The following is a 15,502-nucleotide window of genomic DNA, read 5'->3' on the forward strand; positions in this document are numbered from 1 at the left end:
TGCGAGCACTGCCTTGAGTGTAGGACCGGGAAACGAAGGCTTATTCGTCGTCACCACCCAAAAGACCGCCCAATAGACCGGCTCCAGCCACGCCGGTCAGCAAGGACCCTTCCTCACGGCGACCGCCGTTCTGCGGCGCGGCAGCGAAGATGCGCGAGGCCAGGCGCGAGAAGGGCAGGCTTTGCAGCCAGACCTCGCCGGGGCCGCTGAGCTTGGCCAGGAACAGGCCCTCGCCACCGAACAGCGCCGTCTTGATCTTGCCGACGTACTGGATCTCGAAGTTGACGCTGGGTGTGTAGGCCACGACGCAGCCGGTGTCCACCATCAGGGTCTGGCCCGGCGCCAGCGTACGGCGCAGGCAGGTGCCGCCAGCATGGACAAAGGCCAGGCCGTCGCCCTCGAGCTTCTGCATGATGAAGCCCTCGCCGCCGAAAAAGCCGGTGCTGAGTTTTTGCTGGATCGCGATGCCCAGCGAGACGCCGCGCGCCGCGCACAGAAAGGCGTCCTTCTGGCAGATCAGCGTGCCGCCCATCTTGCTCAGATCCATCGGCAGGATCTTGCCCGGATAGGGGGCGGCAAAGGCGACGCGCTGCTTGGCGCCGGCGTTGTTGGTGTAGATGGTGGTGAACAGCGAGTCGCCGGTCACCAGGCGCTTGCCGGCGCCCAGCAGCTTGCCGAAGAAACCGCCCTGCTGGGCGGAGCCGTCGCCGAACACCGTGTCCATCGCGATGCCGGCGTCCATGAACATCATGCTGCCGGCCTCACCGATCGCGGCCTCGCCCGGGTCGAGCTCGACCTCGACGAACTGCATCTCGCTGCCCTTGATCTCGTAATCCACCACATCCATTGCCATTGCCAACTCCTGAAAACAGAACAAAACGGGCGAGATCGTAACCAAACTTGCCATGCCTATACTGCGCCCCATGACGGAAGCCCCCACCGCCGCCGCCTTGCCGGACCTCAAGCCCGGCGACAGCTATGTGCAATCCTTCGCCCGCGGACTGTCTGTGATCCGCGCCTTCAGCGCCGAGGCACCGCGCCAGACCCTCACCGAGGTGGCCAAGCGCTGCGGCCTGACCCGCGCCGGCGCGCGCCGCATCCTGCTGACCCTGGAGACCCTGGGCTATGTGCGCAGCGACGGCCGCCTGTTTTCGCTGACGCCCAAGATCCTCGACCTGGGCTTTGCCTATCTGTCCTCGCAGCCGCTGTGGCAGTTTGCCGAGCCGGTGATGCAGAACCTGGTGGCCGATCTGAAGGAAAGCTGCTCGGCCGCCGTGCTGGAGGGTCAGGACATCGTCTATGTGCTGCGGGTGCCGGCGCGCAAGATCATGAGCATCAATCTGGGCCTGGGCAGCCGGCTGCCGGCCTGGTGCACCTCGATGGGGCGGGTGTTGCTGGCCTCGATGAGCGCCGAGGATCTCGAGGCGCATCTGAGCGGCGTGCAGCTGCAGGCCCATACCGGCCGCACCGTGATGCATCTGGACGAGTTGCGCGAGCGCATCGCCGCCGCGCGCGAACAGGGCTGGTGTCTGGTGAATCAGGAACTCGAAGAAGGCCTGGTGTCGCTGGCCGCGCCCATCGTCGACCGCAGCGGCCGCGCCATCGCGGCGCTCAACGTCAGCGGCCAGGTCAACCGCACGCCGCCCGACACCATGCTGGCGAGCTGCCTGCCCCGGCTGCTGGAGGCGGCGCAGGGGATTTCGAGGTTGTTGCAGTTGCGGGCGGGGTGATTTCCCCGGCCGAGCCGCGCGAGACGCGGCTCGGCGTTCGATGGGCGTCGCCGAGTCCTCAGGACTCGGCTTGGTCCCATCTCACCCCATATGCAATCCACCGTTGCAGCTGAAGTCGGCACCGGTGGTGAAACCGGAGTCTTCGCCAGCCAGCCAGGCGACGATGGCGGCAATTTCTTCCGGCGTGCCCAGGCGCTTGATCGGAATCGTCGCGACGATCTTCTCCAGCACCTCGGGCTTGATGGCCTTGACCATATCGGTGCCGATATAGCCCGGGCTGACGGTGTTGACCGTCACGCCCTTGCTGGCCACTTCCTGCGCCAGTGCCATCGTGAAGCCGTGCATGCCGGCCTTGGCCGCCGAGTAGTTGGTCTGGCCGAACTGGCCCTTCTCGCCGTTGACCGAGGAGATATTGATGATGCGGCCCCAGCCCTTGTCCAGCATGCCCTCGATCACCTGCTTGGTGACATTGAACATGCTGTCCAGATTGGTGTTCATCACCGCGTCCCAATCGGCCTTGCTCATCTTGCGGAACATGCCGTCGCGGGTGATGCCCGCGTTGTTGACCAGCACATCGACCGTGCCGTGCTCGGCCTTGACCTTGTCGAAGGCGGCGACCGTGGAATCCCAGTCACCGACATTGCCGACCGAGGCATAGAACTTGTAGCCCAGCGCGGCCTGCTCGGTCAGCCATTTGTCGTAATCCCGGCTCGGGCCGCAACCGGCGATCACGGTAAAGCCTTCCTTGTGAAGGCGCTGGCACATCGCGGTGCCGATGCCACCCATGCCGCCGGTCACGTAGGCCACTTTTTTATCGCTCATATGAATCTCCTTCACGCCTTCCTTCGGCGCCGCGTCCTACGCGCCCGGAAAGGCCTTGTCTCTGCTTCGAAGAAGACGCGTCCCTAGGCTCCGCCAAGCCCCGTCCAGGGTCAAGCGGGTTCGCCCTTACTCATTCAGCGCTCGACGGTCAGCGCCACACCCATGCCGCCGCCGATGCACAGCGAGGCGATGCCTTTCTTCGCATCGCGCCGCTGCATCTCGTGCAGCAAGGTCACCAGGATGCGGGCGCCGGAGGCGCCGATCGGATGGCCCAGCGCGATCGCACCGCCGTTGACATTGACCTTGCCGGTGTCCCAGCCCATCTCCTGATGAACGGCGCAGGCCTGGGCCGCGAAGGCCTCGTTGATCTCCAGCAGGTCCAGGTCCTGCGGCTTCCAGCCGGCGCGGGCCAGCGCCTTCTGCGCGGCCGGCACCGGGCCCATGCCCATCACGGCCGGGTCCAGACCGGCGCTGGCATAGGAGGCGATGCGGGCCAGCGGGGTCAGGCCCAGCGCGGCAGCCTTCTTGGCACTCATGATCACCAGGCCGGCGGCGCCGTCGTTCAGGCCCGAGGCATTGCCGGCGGTCACGCTGCCGGCCTTGTCGAAGGCGGGGCGCAGGCCGGCCAGCGCTTCGGCATTGCTCTTGCGGTTGATGAACTCGTCGGCGTCGAACACCAGTGCATCGCCCTTCTTCTGCGGAATCAGCACCGGCACGATCTCGTCCTTGAAGCGGCCGGCGTCCTGCGCGGCGGCGGCCTTCTGCTGCGAGCCCAGCGCCAGCGCGTCCTGCTGCTCGCGGCTGATGCCGTGGGCCTTGGCGACGTTCTCGGCCGTGATGCCCATGTGGTACTGGTTGTAGACGTCCCACAGGCCGTCGACGATCATGGTGTCGATCAGCTTCCAGTCACCCATGCGCTGGCCCTCGCGCGAGCCGGGCAGCACATGCGGCGCCAGGCTCATGCTCTCCTGGCCACCGGCGATGACGATCTCGCTGTCGCCATCACGGATCGCCTGCGCGGCCAGCATCACGGCCTTCAGGCCCGAGCCGCAGACCTTGTTGATCGTGAAGGCCGGCACGCCGTGCGGCAGGCCGGCCTTGATGACGGTCTGGCGCGCGGGGTTCTGGCCCGAGCCGGCGGTCAGCACCTGGCCCAGGATCAGCTCGCTGATCTGGCCGGCCTCCAGCTTGGCGCGGCGCAGCAGGTCCTTGACCACCGCCGCACCCAGATCCGGCGCCGCGGTCTTGGCCAGGCTGCCGCCGAACTTGCCGATGGCGGTACGGGCCGCGGCGACGATCACGATGTCTTCAGTCATTGTCTTCTCCGGTGAAAGTGAGGATGAGGCCTGTGTTCGATCAGGCTTTTTGTTTGACGTAGCGGCCGGGCGCCGGCTCGATGGCCTTGTAGCCCTTGCCGCCGGGGGTCTTGGGCGCGGCCTTCTTGGCGCCGGCATGGCCGGCCAGCCAGGCCGCCCAGTCGGGCCACCAGCTGCCGGCATGCTCGACCGCCGTCTCCATCCACTGCTCGGCAGTGGCCGGCAGGGCCGCTGTCTTGCCTATCCAGTGGCTGCGCTTTTTCTTGGCCGGCGGGTTGATCACACCGGCGATATGGCCCGAAGCGCCCAGCACGAAGCGCTTCTTGCCCTTGAGCACCTGGGTGCTGCGGTAGGCGCTGTCCCAGGGCACGATATGGTCCTCGCGCGAGCCGTAGATATAGACCGGCGCCTCGATCAGGCCGAGGTCCAGCTTTTCGCCGCAGACGCTCAGCCGGCCCGGAATGCGCAGCTCGTTTTGCAGATAGGTGTGGCGCAGATACCAGCAATACATCGGGCCGGGCAGATTGGTCGAGTCGCCGTTCCAGTACAGCAGATCAAAGGGCGGCGGCGCCTCGCCCTTCAGGTAGTTGCCCACCACATAGTTCCAGACCAGGTCGTTGGGGCGCAGAAAGCTGAAGGTGGTGGCCAGCTCCTGACCCTTCAGCAGCCCCGGGCCCTTGGGTGAGGCCGGGCCTATGGTCATCTCGCGCAGCTGCACCGAGCCCTCGTCGACAAACAGATCAAGGATGCCGTTGCTGGAAAAGTCGATCAAGGTAGTCAGCAGGGTCACGCTGGCCGCCGGCTGCTCGCCGCGGGCGGCCAGCACCGCCAGCGCGGTCGACAAAATCGTGCCGCCGACACAGAAGCCCAGCGTATCGGTGGTCTCGGCGCCGCTGATCTCCTGCACCACCGAGATCGCCTTGATCGCAGCCTGCTCGATATAGTCGTCCCAGGTCCAGCTCTTGCAACTCTCGTCTGGGTTGCGCCAGCTGACCACGAAAACCCGATGGCCCTGCTCCACCGCATAGCGGATCAGCGAGTTCTCGGGTTGCAGATCGAGGATGTAGTACTTGTTGATGCAGGGCGGCACCATCAGGAGCGGTCGCTCGAACACCTGGGCCGTCAGCGGCTTGTATTCCAGCAGCTGGAAGAACTCGTTCTCGAACACCACGCTGCCCTCACTGGTGGCCACATTGCGGCCCACCTCGAAGGCGCTCTCGTCGGTCTGCGACAGGTGGCCGCGCTGCACATCCCCCCACAGCTGCTGCATGCCCTTGGCGATACTCTCGCCCTTGCTGTCCAGCGCCAGGCGCAGCGCCTCGGGATTGAGCGCCAGATAGTTGCTGGGCGAGGCGGCGTCCACCCATTGCTGGACGGCGAAGCGGATGCGCGCCTTGGTCTTCTCGTCACCCTCGACCTTGTCGGCCATCTGCTGCAAGGTGCGGGCGTTCAGCAGATAAAGCTGGGCGACGAAGCTGCCGGCCGGGTTGGCGCTCCAGGCCTCGCCAGCAAAGCGCCGGTCCGCCGGTGCGGGCAGCTTGGCGCCGTGCAGCGAGGCGTTCCAGAGCTCGGTGGCCTGCTTCAGATAGTCGGCCTGCAGACCACTGAGGGCCTCCATCGGGATCTGCAGACCCGCCACCGTCTTCCACATCTCGCCGAGGCCGGCCGCCATATCGGCAGGGGCGAAGGCATTGACATCCGGGCCTGGGGCCTCGGCAGGGCTGGGCTTGCGCTTCATGTGTCTCCTCTGGGGCCGGAGTGGCCCTGTTCGTCTCGACTCAGGCAAGAAGCTTGCCACAGCCGGGCGTACCCATGTTGTACCCTTGTCAACTTACCTTCTGATGACTTGCCATGTATCTGGTTGCAATCGCCTGGCTCTATGTTGCGTTGATGATGGCCCTGGCCGAGGCCACCAGCAGCCAGGGCACGGTGCTGGGTGCCATCGTCACCTTTGTGCTCTACGGCGCACTGCCGATCAGCATCGTGATGTATCTGCTGGGCACGCCGGCAAGGCGCGCGGCGCGGCGCCGGGCCGAGGCCGCCGAGCCCCCCTCAGCCGAGCAGCCGGATCACGGCGGCCATGCGACCGTCGAGCCGGCTGCGGCGGAAGGAGAAAAACCGTGAGGCATCGCCATGGGTGCACCAGTGCCCGCCGCTGATGTGCATCAGGCCCGCCGCCTGCAGACGCCGCCGCGCCAGCGCCACCAGATCGGCGCGCCAGCGCGGCTCGCCCTGCTCATTGGCCTGATAGCGGAACAGCGCCGGATCGAGGTCTGAGGGCGTCGCGCCAAAGGCCTGCAGCACATCCTCGCCGACCTCGAAGGCCGCCGGGCCGATGCAAGCCCCCATCCAGGCATGGATCTGCTGCGGCGCGCAGTGGGCCTCCTCGCAAAGCGCGGCCACGGTGTTCTCCAGCACGCCGGCCGAGAGCCCGCGCCAGCCGGCATGGGCACCACCGACGCCACCGGGCGCCGCAAAAAGCACCGGCAGACAGTCGGCCGCCTGGATCGCGAGACCCAGGCCCGGCATCGTGCTGACGATGGCATCGGCCTGCATCCGCTGTGCGGCCGGCTGCGCGTGCTCGGGCCGCAAGCGCAGCACCGCCGCGCCGTGCACCTGCCAGACAAAGCGCGCCGGGGCGCCCAGCGCCTGTTCGATCAGGCCCTTGTTGTGCGCCACCGCCGCCGGATCGTCACCGACCGACAGCCCCACATTCATGCTGGCGCAAGCGCCCTGGCTGACACCGCCGGCGCGCGTGGTCATGAAGGCCCGCACATGATCCACACCCCAGTCGGGCCGCAGCCAGTCCTCGTGAATCGTCATGCCTGAGCGTCCGGGCAGGCCGAGGGTTCTGTCTTGGCAAAAGCCTCATGCGCCATGCAGTTGGCATGGATACGCATCACCTCGGGCACATGGTCGAGCTTGCAGTCGAAGCGCTGGGCATTGAAGATCTGCGGCACCAGCACGCAGTCGGCCAGGCCCGGTGTGTCACCATGGCAGAACTGTCCGGCGCCTTGCTGCAAGCGCCGCTCGACCACGGCCAGCCCGCTCTCGATCCAGTGGCGCATCCAGCGGCTCTTCTGGTCCTCGTCCAGGCCCATGTCCCTGACCAGGTAGCGCAGCACGCGCAGATTGTTCAGCGGATGGATCTCGCAGGCGATGTCCTGGGCCAGCGCCCGCACCCGGGCACGGCCCAGGGCGTCGGGCGGCAGCAGCGGCGGCTCGGGGTGGGTCTCGTCCAGGTATTCGATGATGGCCAGCGACTGGCTCAGCAGCGCGTCGCCATCCTTGAGCAGCGGCACCAGGCCGGACACCGAGGCGCTGGCATAGGGTTCCTGCTGTTGCTCGTTCCTGACCAGATGGACCGCGCGGTAGTCATAGTCCAGGCCTTTGATCGCCAGCGCGATGCGCACGCGCCAGGAGGCCGAGGAGCGGAAGTAGTTGAAGAGTTCCATGGGCGGATGATGCCATTGCGCCCGGCTACACTGAAACGCATGTGGCTTCCCCGACGCTTCAAACATTGCCCCAGCTGCGGCCAGGCGGTCGAGTACCGCGTGCCCGCCGACGACAACCGCGAGCGCGCCACTTGCACGGCCTGCGCCACCGTGCACTACGAGAACCCGATCAATGTGGTCGGCACCCTGCCCGTCTGGGGCGAGGGGCCGGACGGACAGGTGCTGCTGTGCAAGCGCGCGATCGAACCGCGCTACGGTCTGTGGACCCTGCCGGCCGGTTTTCTGGAGCTGGGCGAGACGGCCGCCGAGGGCGCCTTGCGCGAGACCGATGAGGAAGCCGGCGCGCAGATCGAGTTGCAGCCGCTCTACAGCCTGATGAATGTGGTCTCGGTCGGCCAGATCCATCTCTACTACCGCGCCCGCCTGCTCTCGCCCGAATTCAATCCCGGCCCCGAGACGCTGGAGGCCCGGCTGTTCCATGAGCATGAGGTGCCCTGGGACGCACTGGCCTTTCGCACCGTGCGCGAGACGTTGCGGCGCTTCTTCGAAGACCGCCGGCTGGGCCGGCCCTTTGCGCTGCACAGCGCCGATATCGGCTGAGATCAGTAGTAGTCATCTTCGCGCTGATGCCGCACGGCCAGGATATTGACGCGGCTCTGAGCGTCGATCTCGTACAGCAAGACATAGCCGGCGCTGTGCAGGGGAACGATCAACTCGCGCAGAAAGGGGCTCTGATCGGCCTTGCGGTAGATGAAGGGCGCACGGCCGAGCTGGGTCTGCGCTGCGGCGGCAATCGCATCGATCACACGCTGGGCAGCGTCGAAGTCTTCAAGCGTCTGCGCACGATCCAGCAAAAAGGCATACAGGCGCTGCAGATCCGCTCGGGCCGCCGCCGTGAAGCGGACCTCGAATCCCGGCATCAGCCCAATACCTTCTTGCGCCGCTCATCGAGCATGCCCTGCAGTTCGGCGACGACGGAGTCGGCCGAGTGGTACTCGCCGCTGCGCCTGGCCTCCTCGCCGGACCGCAGGCCTCGTGCGATGAACTCGTCCTGCGCGCGGCGGCGATGGATGGCCTCGCGCACCGAGGTCTCGATCAGGCCGGTCAGCGTCTCGCCCTCCCGCAGCACGCTCTCGGCAGCGTCGCGCAGTTCGGGCTCGACGCGCAAGGAGGGGAATGTGGCGGTTTTCATGATGGCGCGTTGCAGTTGCGACGCGCCAGTCTAGCAAAACCGGTTCAAGTCTGCGCCGTCGCCCAGGGCCCGGTCACGCCATCGAGCTCGCAGTCCCACAGCGCCTGCACATCCATGCCGTCGACCACCCCCTCGGCATAGACCTTCAGCGCCAGGCTGCGCAGCATGATGACCATGCCGCGCACAAAGGCGGCGCGGGCGGCGTCGCCGGACACACCGGCCACCACGGCGGCATCCAGCTTCACATAGTCCAGCCCGGCCTGATAGAGCCGGTCCACCTGGGCCAGCCCGGCACCGGCATGCTCCAGCCCCAGCTTGACGCCCAGCGGGCGCAGCTGGCGGCCCATCTCCTGCAGAAGCTCGAAATGCTGGATGGCCGCGCCCTCGGCCAGCTCCAGCCCCAGCTTGCGGGCCGCCTGCGGCGACTGGAAGACCTGCTCGCGCAGGCGCGCGACGAAGCCGCCGTCCAGCAGCGAGCTCGGCGCGACATTGACGCAGCGCGCCCGGCCATCCAGCACGATGGCCTCCAGCGCCAGCGCCACCGCCTGCAGATCGATCTCGGCCGTCAGCCGGCTGCGCACTGCCAGCGGCAGCCAGCGCGCCGCGCTCTCGAACGGGCCGTCGGCCACCAGGCGCAGCTGCAGCGGGCATTCCAGATGCAAGACCTGACCCTGCTTGTCCAGCACCGGGTACTCGGCCAGCCGGCCGCGGCGCTCGCGCAAGGCCTCCGAGATCTGCGCACGCCAGGCGCGCTCGCCCTGGATCTGCGCCTCGGCCGACGGCGCCAGCACCTCGACGACAAAGCCCGGCCGGCCCTCGGCCCGCGCCAGCGCCGCGTCGGCGGCGCCAAACCAGTCGCTGGACGGGCGCTCGCGCGCCAGCTCGACGGCACCCAGCGCCACCTGCACCCCGGCGCCGAAAGCCGGCAGGCTGGCCTGCAAGGCATCGGCCAGCGCCTTGGCGGTATCGCCGACGACATCGGGGGCCGGCAGCCAGAGCGCGAAATCGGCCCCGTTCAGCCGCCCGGCCAGGCAGCCCTTGACGCGCTCCGGATAGACCTGCACCGCATGCGCCATCGCCACCAGCAACTGGTCCACCGCCGCCCGGCCCAGACGCTGGTTCAGGCCGGCCAGATCGCGCAGCCGCAGCAGCACCAGGCCGGCCCTGACCGGGCCTTCGTCGCGGGTCAGCGCCGAGTCCAGCTCGGCCAGGAAATGGGTGCGCGTGCTCATGCCGGTCAGCGCGTCGCAATGGGCTTGCACACGCAAGACCTCGAGCTGACTGGACTGGGCCTCGAACATCTGCCGGACCCGCTCCACCATGGTGTTCATCGCCCGGCTCAGGCGCCGCAGCTCGGGCTCGCGGGGCTCGTCGACCTGGGTGTACTGGCCGGCCACCAGGGCCTCGGCCTGGGTCACGGCGTTGTCCAGCGGCCGGCGGATGCGTCCCAGCACCCAGAACGCGGCCAGGCCGGCCAGCAGGCCGACACCGGCCATCAGCCCCATCATGCGCAGGCTGGCGCGCCACAACTCGTCATGGGCATAGGCCGACTGGCTGCGCACTTCGACCGAGCCCACCGCGTTCCAGCCATTCGAGACCTTGGCCACACCGGGCTGCGTGTCGATCGGCGTCAGCGCGACGAACCAGGCCGGCGCCTTGCTGCTGCGGCCGGGCGCGGTGCGCTCGAAGGCCACGCTGCCGTCCGCAGCCAGCCAGCGCAGGCTCTGGTAGTGACCGGTGTCGAACTGGGCCGAGACCAGCAGCGACATCAGCTGGGCGTCCCCCCCCTGCTGTGACAAGGCCAGCGCCAGTGCGGCGGCGTTGTCGCTGTTCTTCAACTGCAGCTGGGTTTGCAGCAGGGCCCGCATGCCGATGGCGGACACCGCCATGCTGCCCAGCACCGACGCCAGCACCACACCCAGGACCAGGAACCAGACTTGACGAATCAGCGACATGGCCGCATCCATTTTGTTTGCATCATTAGAACCCCTCCGCCCTGATCTTCGCCAAGGCGTCCCTCCAGATCGACAAGCGTGCGACGGCGCTGCCCGAGCTGGCGCTGCCCACCCCCTGCCACAGGCCTTCGCTGTTGAAGCTGAACACCGGCGCCAGATCGGCGCGCTGCGAGGCCGGTCGCACCTCGGTCTGCAGATTGTCCAGAATCAGCGGCTCGGCCTCGGGCTGGGCATAGTAGGCCAGCACCATATGGGCCTGCGGTCGACCGTCCAGCATCGCCCGCACATAGACCAGGCGCAGCCGCGCCTCCGGCACGCCGGCGGCCAGCAGGCTGAAATACTTGGCGATCGCATAGTCCTCGCAGTCGCCCTGGCCGCGGTCCAGGGTCTCCAGCGGGCTGGCCCAGTAATCGGGCCTGGCCCAGATGTCGCGGTCCTCGCGAAAGGCGATGCGCTGGTTGAAGAAGTCGTTGATGGGCTTGAGCCGCAGGCCCTCGTCGAGGCTGCCACTGCGCTCGACCAGCTGCTGCAGCTCGCGGGCGGCCGCCAGCGTGCGCGGACCGAAGCGCGCCGCGCCGGCCAGCACGCGTTCGGCCTCCCAGGCCTGCAGCCCGGGCGTCGGACTCAGCGCCAGGCAAGCAGCCAGCAGCGCCCCTGCAAAGACCGCCAAGCGGTATTCCTGCATGGGAGCGCGCCGACGGTGGAGGTTCTGGGCTTTGGCCTGGGCCATACTTCGTTGCACTTTACCGTGCGCCCTCGCCTGCGCCGCCACCTGCGGCCGTGCAGCCCGGATAATCAGCGGCAACAATCCTCGGCAGACGCGCTTGTTGCGCGTCTTGCGCTTATGAATTCCCAATCGATACGTCAAGAACTGGACAGCGCCCGCCGCAATGGCCCGCTGCGCCAGATCCATATTCCGCCCTGTCCGGAGCTGCTGCAGCGGCTGCAGGCCGCGATGGCCCATGCCGAACCCGACCTCAACGAGGTGGCCCGGATCGCGGCCAGCGATGTCGCGATGTCGGCCACCCTGCTCAAGCGCGCCAACAGCCCGGTCTACAAGGAGCCTGGCGGTCTGCCCTGCACCACCGTAGGGCAAGCAATGAACCGCATCGGACTCGACGAGACCGCGGCGGTGATGACGGGCTTTCTGCTGCGCAACACCATCCCGGTCAACAGCCCTCATCTGCTGCGCTTCTGGGAGCGCTCCAGCAAGCGCGCGGTCGCGATGGCCTTCATCGCCCGCCAGCTGGCCGGGCTGTCGCCCGATATGGCCCACACCTACGGGCTGTTCTGCCATGTAGGCATGCCGGTGCTGCTGCAAAGCGTGCGCGGCTATGGCTCGACCATGGTGGAGGCGGCCGCCCGCATCGACCGCCCCTATATCGCCACCGAGAACGCCAACCACAAGACCGACCATGCGGTGGTCGGCGCGCTGGTGATACGGGCCTGGAATATGGCGCCGGAGCTGATGTCGGCGATCCGGCTGCACCATGACTTCGAGTCACTGGGCCACGCCGGCATCGACCCCGACGTCCATACCCTGGTGGCGGCCGGCCTGGTGGCCGAGCACCTGATGCGCCGCCACGAGGCCCTGCCCGAAGACCTGGACTGGGCCGTCAACCATGCCGCCGCGCTCGACTGGCTGCAGATCGGCCTGGACGAGGTCGAGCAATGGGACGAGCTGCTGCGGCCGCTGCTGGACGAGGCTTAAACCTAGACCCTGAACGCTCAGGCCGGCGAGGAGCGCAGGCCGTAGACCTTGTCGCCGAGGAACAGATACTCGGCGCGCAGGATCGCCTCGCCCTTCTCGCCGCTGAAGGTGAAGCCCAGCACACCCACGGTCGCGCCGGGCTTGATCTCCTCGACCCCCCAGGCCGCCAGCCGGGTCAGCGGCGCCAGCTCAATCTGCCATTGGCGGTCGCGCCGGGTCGGCAGCTGGGCTTTGGCGAGCAGGGCCGGGCCGTCCACCGCCGCGCTTTGTCTGGGCAGCACGCGCTGCTTCAGATCGGCCGGCAGCAGCGGCTTCTCGGGCAGCTCCAGCACCAGCTCGCCATGCGGATTGCGCCACATCACCTGGGTCGCGCGGCCTTCGAGATAAAGCGGGCGCTCCTGGTCGAAGCTGCTCCAGCCATGGTGGGCCCAGGCCGGCAGGGTCAGGCCCAGTCCGGCGGTCAGCACAAGTCGTCGGTCCATCGCGCATCTCCTTCAAGCATAAGCAATCCATCGGCCGCAGATGATGACAGCCATCCAAAACCCCAGTGACAGCAGGCATTGCAGCCTGGCCAGCCCGTCATCTGCCGACACGCCGCTGCGGGCATGGAAAAAGGCCGCATTGCCGCCGGCCAGGCAGATCAGCAGCAGCTTGAGACGGAAGGCCGGATTGGCCAGCAGCTCCTGCGGCTGGGTCGCGAACATGGTCAGCCCGGTGGCGGCGCACAGACCGAAACCGAACAGGGCCGGCAGCAGGGTCAGCCGCGCCAGCGCCGCCGCCGGCAGCTCGCGCGCCAGGCCCAGCGCCCGCAGCTCGAACACCAGCAGCCCGCCGAACAGCATCGCGATGCCGACGATGTGCACGGCCTCCAGCGCCGGATAGGCCCAGGGGTGGGAAGCCAGGCCGTCCAGCACGGCGCGACTCAGCCGGGGTACTGGACCAGCTGCAGCTGGTTGCCGGCCGGATCCACCAGGGTGGCAAGCCAGCCGCCCCAGGGCTGCTGCTCGGGTGCGCCGCTGAAGGGCACCCCCGCCGCGCTCAGCGCGGCATGGCGGGCGCGGATGTCGGCAGCCACAAAGGACAGACCGGTGAAGCGGCCCACCAGGGCCTGCTCCGGCGCGTCGCTCGCCACGCTCTCCAGCACCAGATCCGCCGACCCGGCATCGAAGACGCAATAGCCGGCGCCGGCATCACCATGCTTCAGCTTGAAGCCCAGCGTCTGCTGATAGAAGAGCTGGGCCGAGACCAGATCGCGCACAAAAACGCGCACGGCGGCGAGCCTCATGGGCTGATGCTCCGTTGACGCGGGGAATGCAGGGCCTGCAGCCAGCGCCGCCAGAAGCCGGCCTGCGGCGGTGCAAGCTCGGCCTGCGGGTCGATCAAGCGAAGCAGCTCGGCGCTGCCCCGGTGGCGGGCCGCCTGCAGCGGCGTCATGCCATCGGTCTCGGACAGCAGCTGCCGGTCGGCGCCGTAGTCCAGCAGCAGGGCCGCCGCGTCCTGCTGGCCGGCCAGGATGCTGGCCACCAGCGGCGTGCTCATGAACTCCGGGTGCTGATAGTTCGGATCGACGCCCGCGCGCAGGTGGTAGCGCAGCAGCTCGATATCGCCATCGACCGCCGCAGCAAACATCTCCTTCCAGTCTCCGCCTGACATGGCTGTCTCCCCTGCTGTGCCGTCCCGTGCTTGTACCACCGCCGGCAGCTCGCCGGAAAGCCCCGGTGCGCGGATCCGACCCGTGGACAATGCGCAAGCATGACCATCGCTCTTGGACGCATCGCCGGCGGCAGCCTGGCCCGCCGGCGCGGGGGCTTGCTGCTGCTGATCGTGCTGCTGGCGCTGCCGCTGGGCTGGCGTCTGTTCGGGCCGCGCGGTATCGATGTGGAGCTCACGCGCAAGACCTGGCGCTTCGAGATCAAGGTCGAGAAACGGGTCGATGAAAGCGGCTCCGCCTGGTGCGAGGAGATGCCGGCCGGCGCCCGCGAGATCGAGCGCCGCCGGCTGGACGCCCCCGGCGGCGGCGCCGACCATTGCCGCTTCATGCAGCCGCAATGGCGCAGCCAGTACACGCTGCGCTCAGAAGGCGACGCGGCGACGCCGGTGCAATGGCCGCAGCCGGTGCTCAGCGAGCTGCCGCCGGACCGGCTCGGCGCCCAGCGCCTGGGCCAGCGCCAGGCCTTCTTCGAGGCACATCTGCGCGCCGGTGAGGGTCAGGTCTGGACCTGCAAGCTCAGCGAGGCGCACTGGTCGGCACTGGCGCTGGGCACCAAGCTGCGGCTGCAGATCGATCGCCGGGGCGTGGCGGACTGCGCGAGCCTGATGCCACGCGCTCGTGCGCCGACTCAGTCTGGCTGAACTCGCTGCCCCTCCAGCAAGGGCAGCCAGGCCCGCGTGCCCTCGTACAGATGATCGAACAGCGCCTTGATACGCGGCACGGGGCGCAGCTCGACGCGGGTCAACAACCAGAGTTCGCTGCGCCAATCGCGCGGCGGTTCGAAGACGCGCCGCAGGTTCGGATCGGCGTCGCCGAGATAGCAGGGCAAGGCGCCGAGGCCGACGCCGGCGCGCAGCAACTGGCGCACATTGACCAGCGAATTGGTCCGCATCGCCACCTGGCGAGCCAGGCCCTGGCGCTCGAGCCAGCGGGCCGAGCTCAGATGGGCCAGCTGATCATCGACGCCCACCCAGGGCAGGCTGTCGAGCCGGTCCGCCCGCACGCCGCCGAGCTTGCGTGAGCAATAGGCCGTGGCCTCGACCCGCGCCAGCCGCCGCCCGATCAGGGACTCCGGCGGCTTGCCGCCCGAACGCAGCGCGACATCGACCGCCCCCTGCTGCACATCGTCCATCGCATTGCCACTGCTCAGGCCCAGCTGGACCTGGGTGCGCGCCTGGTAGCTTGCCAGCAAGGGCGGCAGCAGCTCCTGCATCCAGGTATCGGCCACGCTGAGCCGCACCAGGCCGCCGGGCCAGGCCTGTCGGCCGCGCAGGCCCTCGGTGACCGTCTGCAGCTCGCTGCCCATGCGTTGCGCAAACTCGACCAGTTCGGCCCCGGCGCGGGTCGGCGCGTAGCCGGCACGCAGCCGCTCGAACAGCTGCACGCCCAGCCGCGCCTCCAGCGCCCGCAGGCGCCGGAACAGGGTCGCATGGCTCACCCGGCCGGCCTCGGCGGCGGCGGCGAGGCGCCCATGGCGGGCAATCTGCAGCACCACGCGCAGATCATCCCAATCGAGGTCGGAGTTGGCAGCAGCAGAGACGGTCATATTTGCAATGCTAGCGTTCAAATCTGCCGATCTGCGCCAGGTCTTGCGTTTCTAGACTGCGAGC

The 15,502-nt window shown here is 68.2% G+C and carries 20 protein-coding genes; 5 read left to right on the plus strand and 15 right to left on the minus strand.

All coding sequences use genetic code 11. The annotated features are described in order from the left end of the window. Window positions 1-40: 40 nt before the first annotated feature. Window positions 41-853 (minus strand): TIGR00266 family protein, encoded by an 813-nt coding sequence (locus PO768_RS02860; protein ID WP_272644810.1) that lies wholly within the window; start codon window positions 851-853, stop codon window positions 41-43. A gap of 70 nt (window positions 854-923) precedes the next feature. Here PO768_RS02860 and PO768_RS02865 point away from each other — a divergent pair, with 70 nt between their 5' ends. Then, window positions 924-1,730 (plus strand): IclR family transcriptional regulator domain-containing protein, encoded by an 807-nt coding sequence (locus PO768_RS02865; protein WP_272644811.1) that lies wholly within the window; start codon window positions 924-926, stop codon window positions 1,728-1,730. Between the two features lie 81 nt (window positions 1,731-1,811). On the opposite strand, the gene phbB is transcribed toward PO768_RS02865, so the two are convergent. From phbB to phaC, 3 genes are all read right to left on the minus strand, one after another. Then, on the minus strand, window positions 1,812-2,552 hold the full coding sequence (phbB, locus tag PO768_RS02870) for an acetoacetyl-CoA reductase (protein WP_262969803.1): 741 nt from the start codon (window positions 2,550-2,552) through the stop codon (window positions 1,812-1,814). Window positions 2,553-2,686: 134 nt separating this feature from the next. Then, entirely contained in the window at window positions 2,687-3,868 is a 1,182-nt protein-coding gene (locus PO768_RS02875) for an acetyl-CoA C-acetyltransferase (RefSeq protein WP_262969804.1), read from the minus strand. Window positions 3,869-3,908: 40 nt separating this feature from the next. Next, on the minus strand, window positions 3,909-5,606 hold the full coding sequence (gene phaC, locus PO768_RS02880) for a class I poly(R)-hydroxyalkanoic acid synthase (RefSeq protein ID WP_442953165.1): 1,698 nt from the start codon (window positions 5,604-5,606) through the stop codon (window positions 3,909-3,911). A gap of 113 nt (window positions 5,607-5,719) precedes the next feature. Between phaC and PO768_RS02885 the strand changes: the two genes are divergently transcribed. Beyond that, complete coding sequence (locus PO768_RS02885) at window positions 5,720-5,992, plus strand: hypothetical protein (RefSeq protein ID WP_262969805.1); 273 nt, start codon at window positions 5,720-5,722, stop codon at window positions 5,990-5,992. On the opposite strand, the gene pgeF is transcribed toward PO768_RS02885, so the two are convergent. Next, window positions 5,921-6,691: a peptidoglycan editing factor PgeF gene (pgeF, locus tag PO768_RS02890; protein WP_272644812.1), complete on the minus strand. Its 771-nt coding sequence runs from the start codon at window positions 6,689-6,691 to the stop codon at window positions 5,921-5,923. The two genes, PO768_RS02885 and pgeF, sit on opposite strands and share 72 nt — an antisense overlap. Continuing rightward, complete coding sequence (gene maiA, locus PO768_RS02895; protein WP_272644813.1) at window positions 6,688-7,323, minus strand: maleylacetoacetate isomerase; 636 nt, start codon at window positions 7,321-7,323, stop codon at window positions 6,688-6,690. The genes pgeF and maiA overlap by 4 nt, the downstream gene beginning before the upstream one ends. Before the next feature lie 39 nt (window positions 7,324-7,362). Here maiA and PO768_RS02900 point away from each other — a divergent pair, with 39 nt between their 5' ends. After that, a complete protein-coding gene (locus PO768_RS02900; RefSeq protein ID WP_272644814.1) occupies window positions 7,363-7,923 on the plus strand; it encodes an NUDIX hydrolase in 561 nt (186 codons plus the stop codon). Between the two features lie 2 nt (window positions 7,924-7,925). Here the strand turns inward: PO768_RS02900 and PO768_RS02905 are convergent, their stop codons facing one another. From PO768_RS02905 to PO768_RS02920, 4 genes are read right to left on the minus strand one after another with little or no spacing between them, the layout of a single operon-like run. Beyond that, window positions 7,926-8,243 carry a type II toxin-antitoxin system RelE/ParE family toxin gene (locus tag PO768_RS02905; protein WP_272644815.1) on the minus strand — a complete coding sequence of 106 codons (318 nt, stop codon included), beginning with the start codon at window positions 8,241-8,243 and terminating at the stop codon, window positions 7,926-7,928. Further along, window positions 8,243-8,515, minus strand: a complete 273-nt coding sequence (locus tag PO768_RS02910; protein ID WP_272644816.1) for a YlcI/YnfO family protein — start codon at window positions 8,513-8,515, stop codon at window positions 8,243-8,245. Before PO768_RS02910 ends, PO768_RS02905 begins: the two co-directional genes overlap by 1 nt. 44 nt (window positions 8,516-8,559) lie before the next feature. Further along, window positions 8,560-10,470 carry a bifunctional diguanylate cyclase/phosphodiesterase gene (locus tag PO768_RS02915; protein WP_171018388.1) on the minus strand — a complete coding sequence of 637 codons (1,911 nt, stop codon included), beginning with the start codon at window positions 10,468-10,470 and terminating at the stop codon, window positions 8,560-8,562. A gap of 25 nt (window positions 10,471-10,495) precedes the next feature. Next, complete coding sequence (locus PO768_RS02920) at window positions 10,496-11,155, minus strand: transglutaminase-like cysteine peptidase (RefSeq protein ID WP_137944551.1); 660 nt, start codon at window positions 11,153-11,155, stop codon at window positions 10,496-10,498. A gap of 159 nt (window positions 11,156-11,314) precedes the next feature. On the opposite strand from PO768_RS02920, the gene PO768_RS02925 reads away from it, so the two are divergent. Then, entirely contained in the window at window positions 11,315-12,181 is an 867-nt protein-coding gene (locus PO768_RS02925) for an HDOD domain-containing protein (RefSeq protein WP_137944550.1), read from the plus strand. A 17-nt stretch (window positions 12,182-12,198) separates the two neighbouring features. Here the strand turns inward: PO768_RS02925 and PO768_RS02930 are convergent, their stop codons facing one another. The 4 genes from PO768_RS02930 to PO768_RS02945 are packed head-to-tail and all read right to left on the minus strand — an operon-like array spanning window position 12,199 to window position 13,834. Next, window positions 12,199-12,663, minus strand: a complete 465-nt coding sequence (locus PO768_RS02930; RefSeq protein ID WP_137944549.1) for a DUF6152 family protein — start codon at window positions 12,661-12,663, stop codon at window positions 12,199-12,201. A 12-nt stretch (window positions 12,664-12,675) separates the two neighbouring features. Next, window positions 12,676-13,095, minus strand: coding sequence for a hypothetical protein (locus PO768_RS02935; RefSeq protein ID WP_137944548.1), 420 nt, complete (start codon window positions 13,093-13,095; stop codon window positions 12,676-12,678). A gap of 8 nt (window positions 13,096-13,103) precedes the next feature. Further along, window positions 13,104-13,466, minus strand: coding sequence for a VOC family protein (locus PO768_RS02940; protein WP_272644817.1), 363 nt, complete (start codon window positions 13,464-13,466; stop codon window positions 13,104-13,106). Continuing rightward, window positions 13,463-13,834: an ankyrin repeat domain-containing protein gene (locus PO768_RS02945; RefSeq protein ID WP_262969817.1), complete on the minus strand. Its 372-nt coding sequence runs from the start codon at window positions 13,832-13,834 to the stop codon at window positions 13,463-13,465. The genes PO768_RS02940 and PO768_RS02945 overlap by 4 nt, the downstream gene beginning before the upstream one ends. Window positions 13,835-13,933: 99 nt before the next feature. On the opposite strand from PO768_RS02945, the gene PO768_RS02950 reads away from it, so the two are divergent. Then, on the plus strand, window positions 13,934-14,533 hold the full coding sequence (locus PO768_RS02950) for a hypothetical protein (RefSeq protein WP_272644818.1): 600 nt from the start codon (window positions 13,934-13,936) through the stop codon (window positions 14,531-14,533). On the opposite strand, the gene PO768_RS02955 is transcribed toward PO768_RS02950, so the two are convergent. Then, a complete protein-coding gene (locus PO768_RS02955) occupies window positions 14,521-15,438 on the minus strand; it encodes a LysR family transcriptional regulator (protein ID WP_272644819.1) in 918 nt (305 codons plus the stop codon). The two genes, PO768_RS02950 and PO768_RS02955, sit on opposite strands and share 13 nt — an antisense overlap. Window positions 15,439-15,502: the final 64 nt, after the last annotated feature.

The organism is Paucibacter sp. XJ19-41 (assembly GCF_028462495.1).
Lineage (GTDB): Bacteria > Pseudomonadota > Gammaproteobacteria > Burkholderiales > Burkholderiaceae_C > Roseateles_E.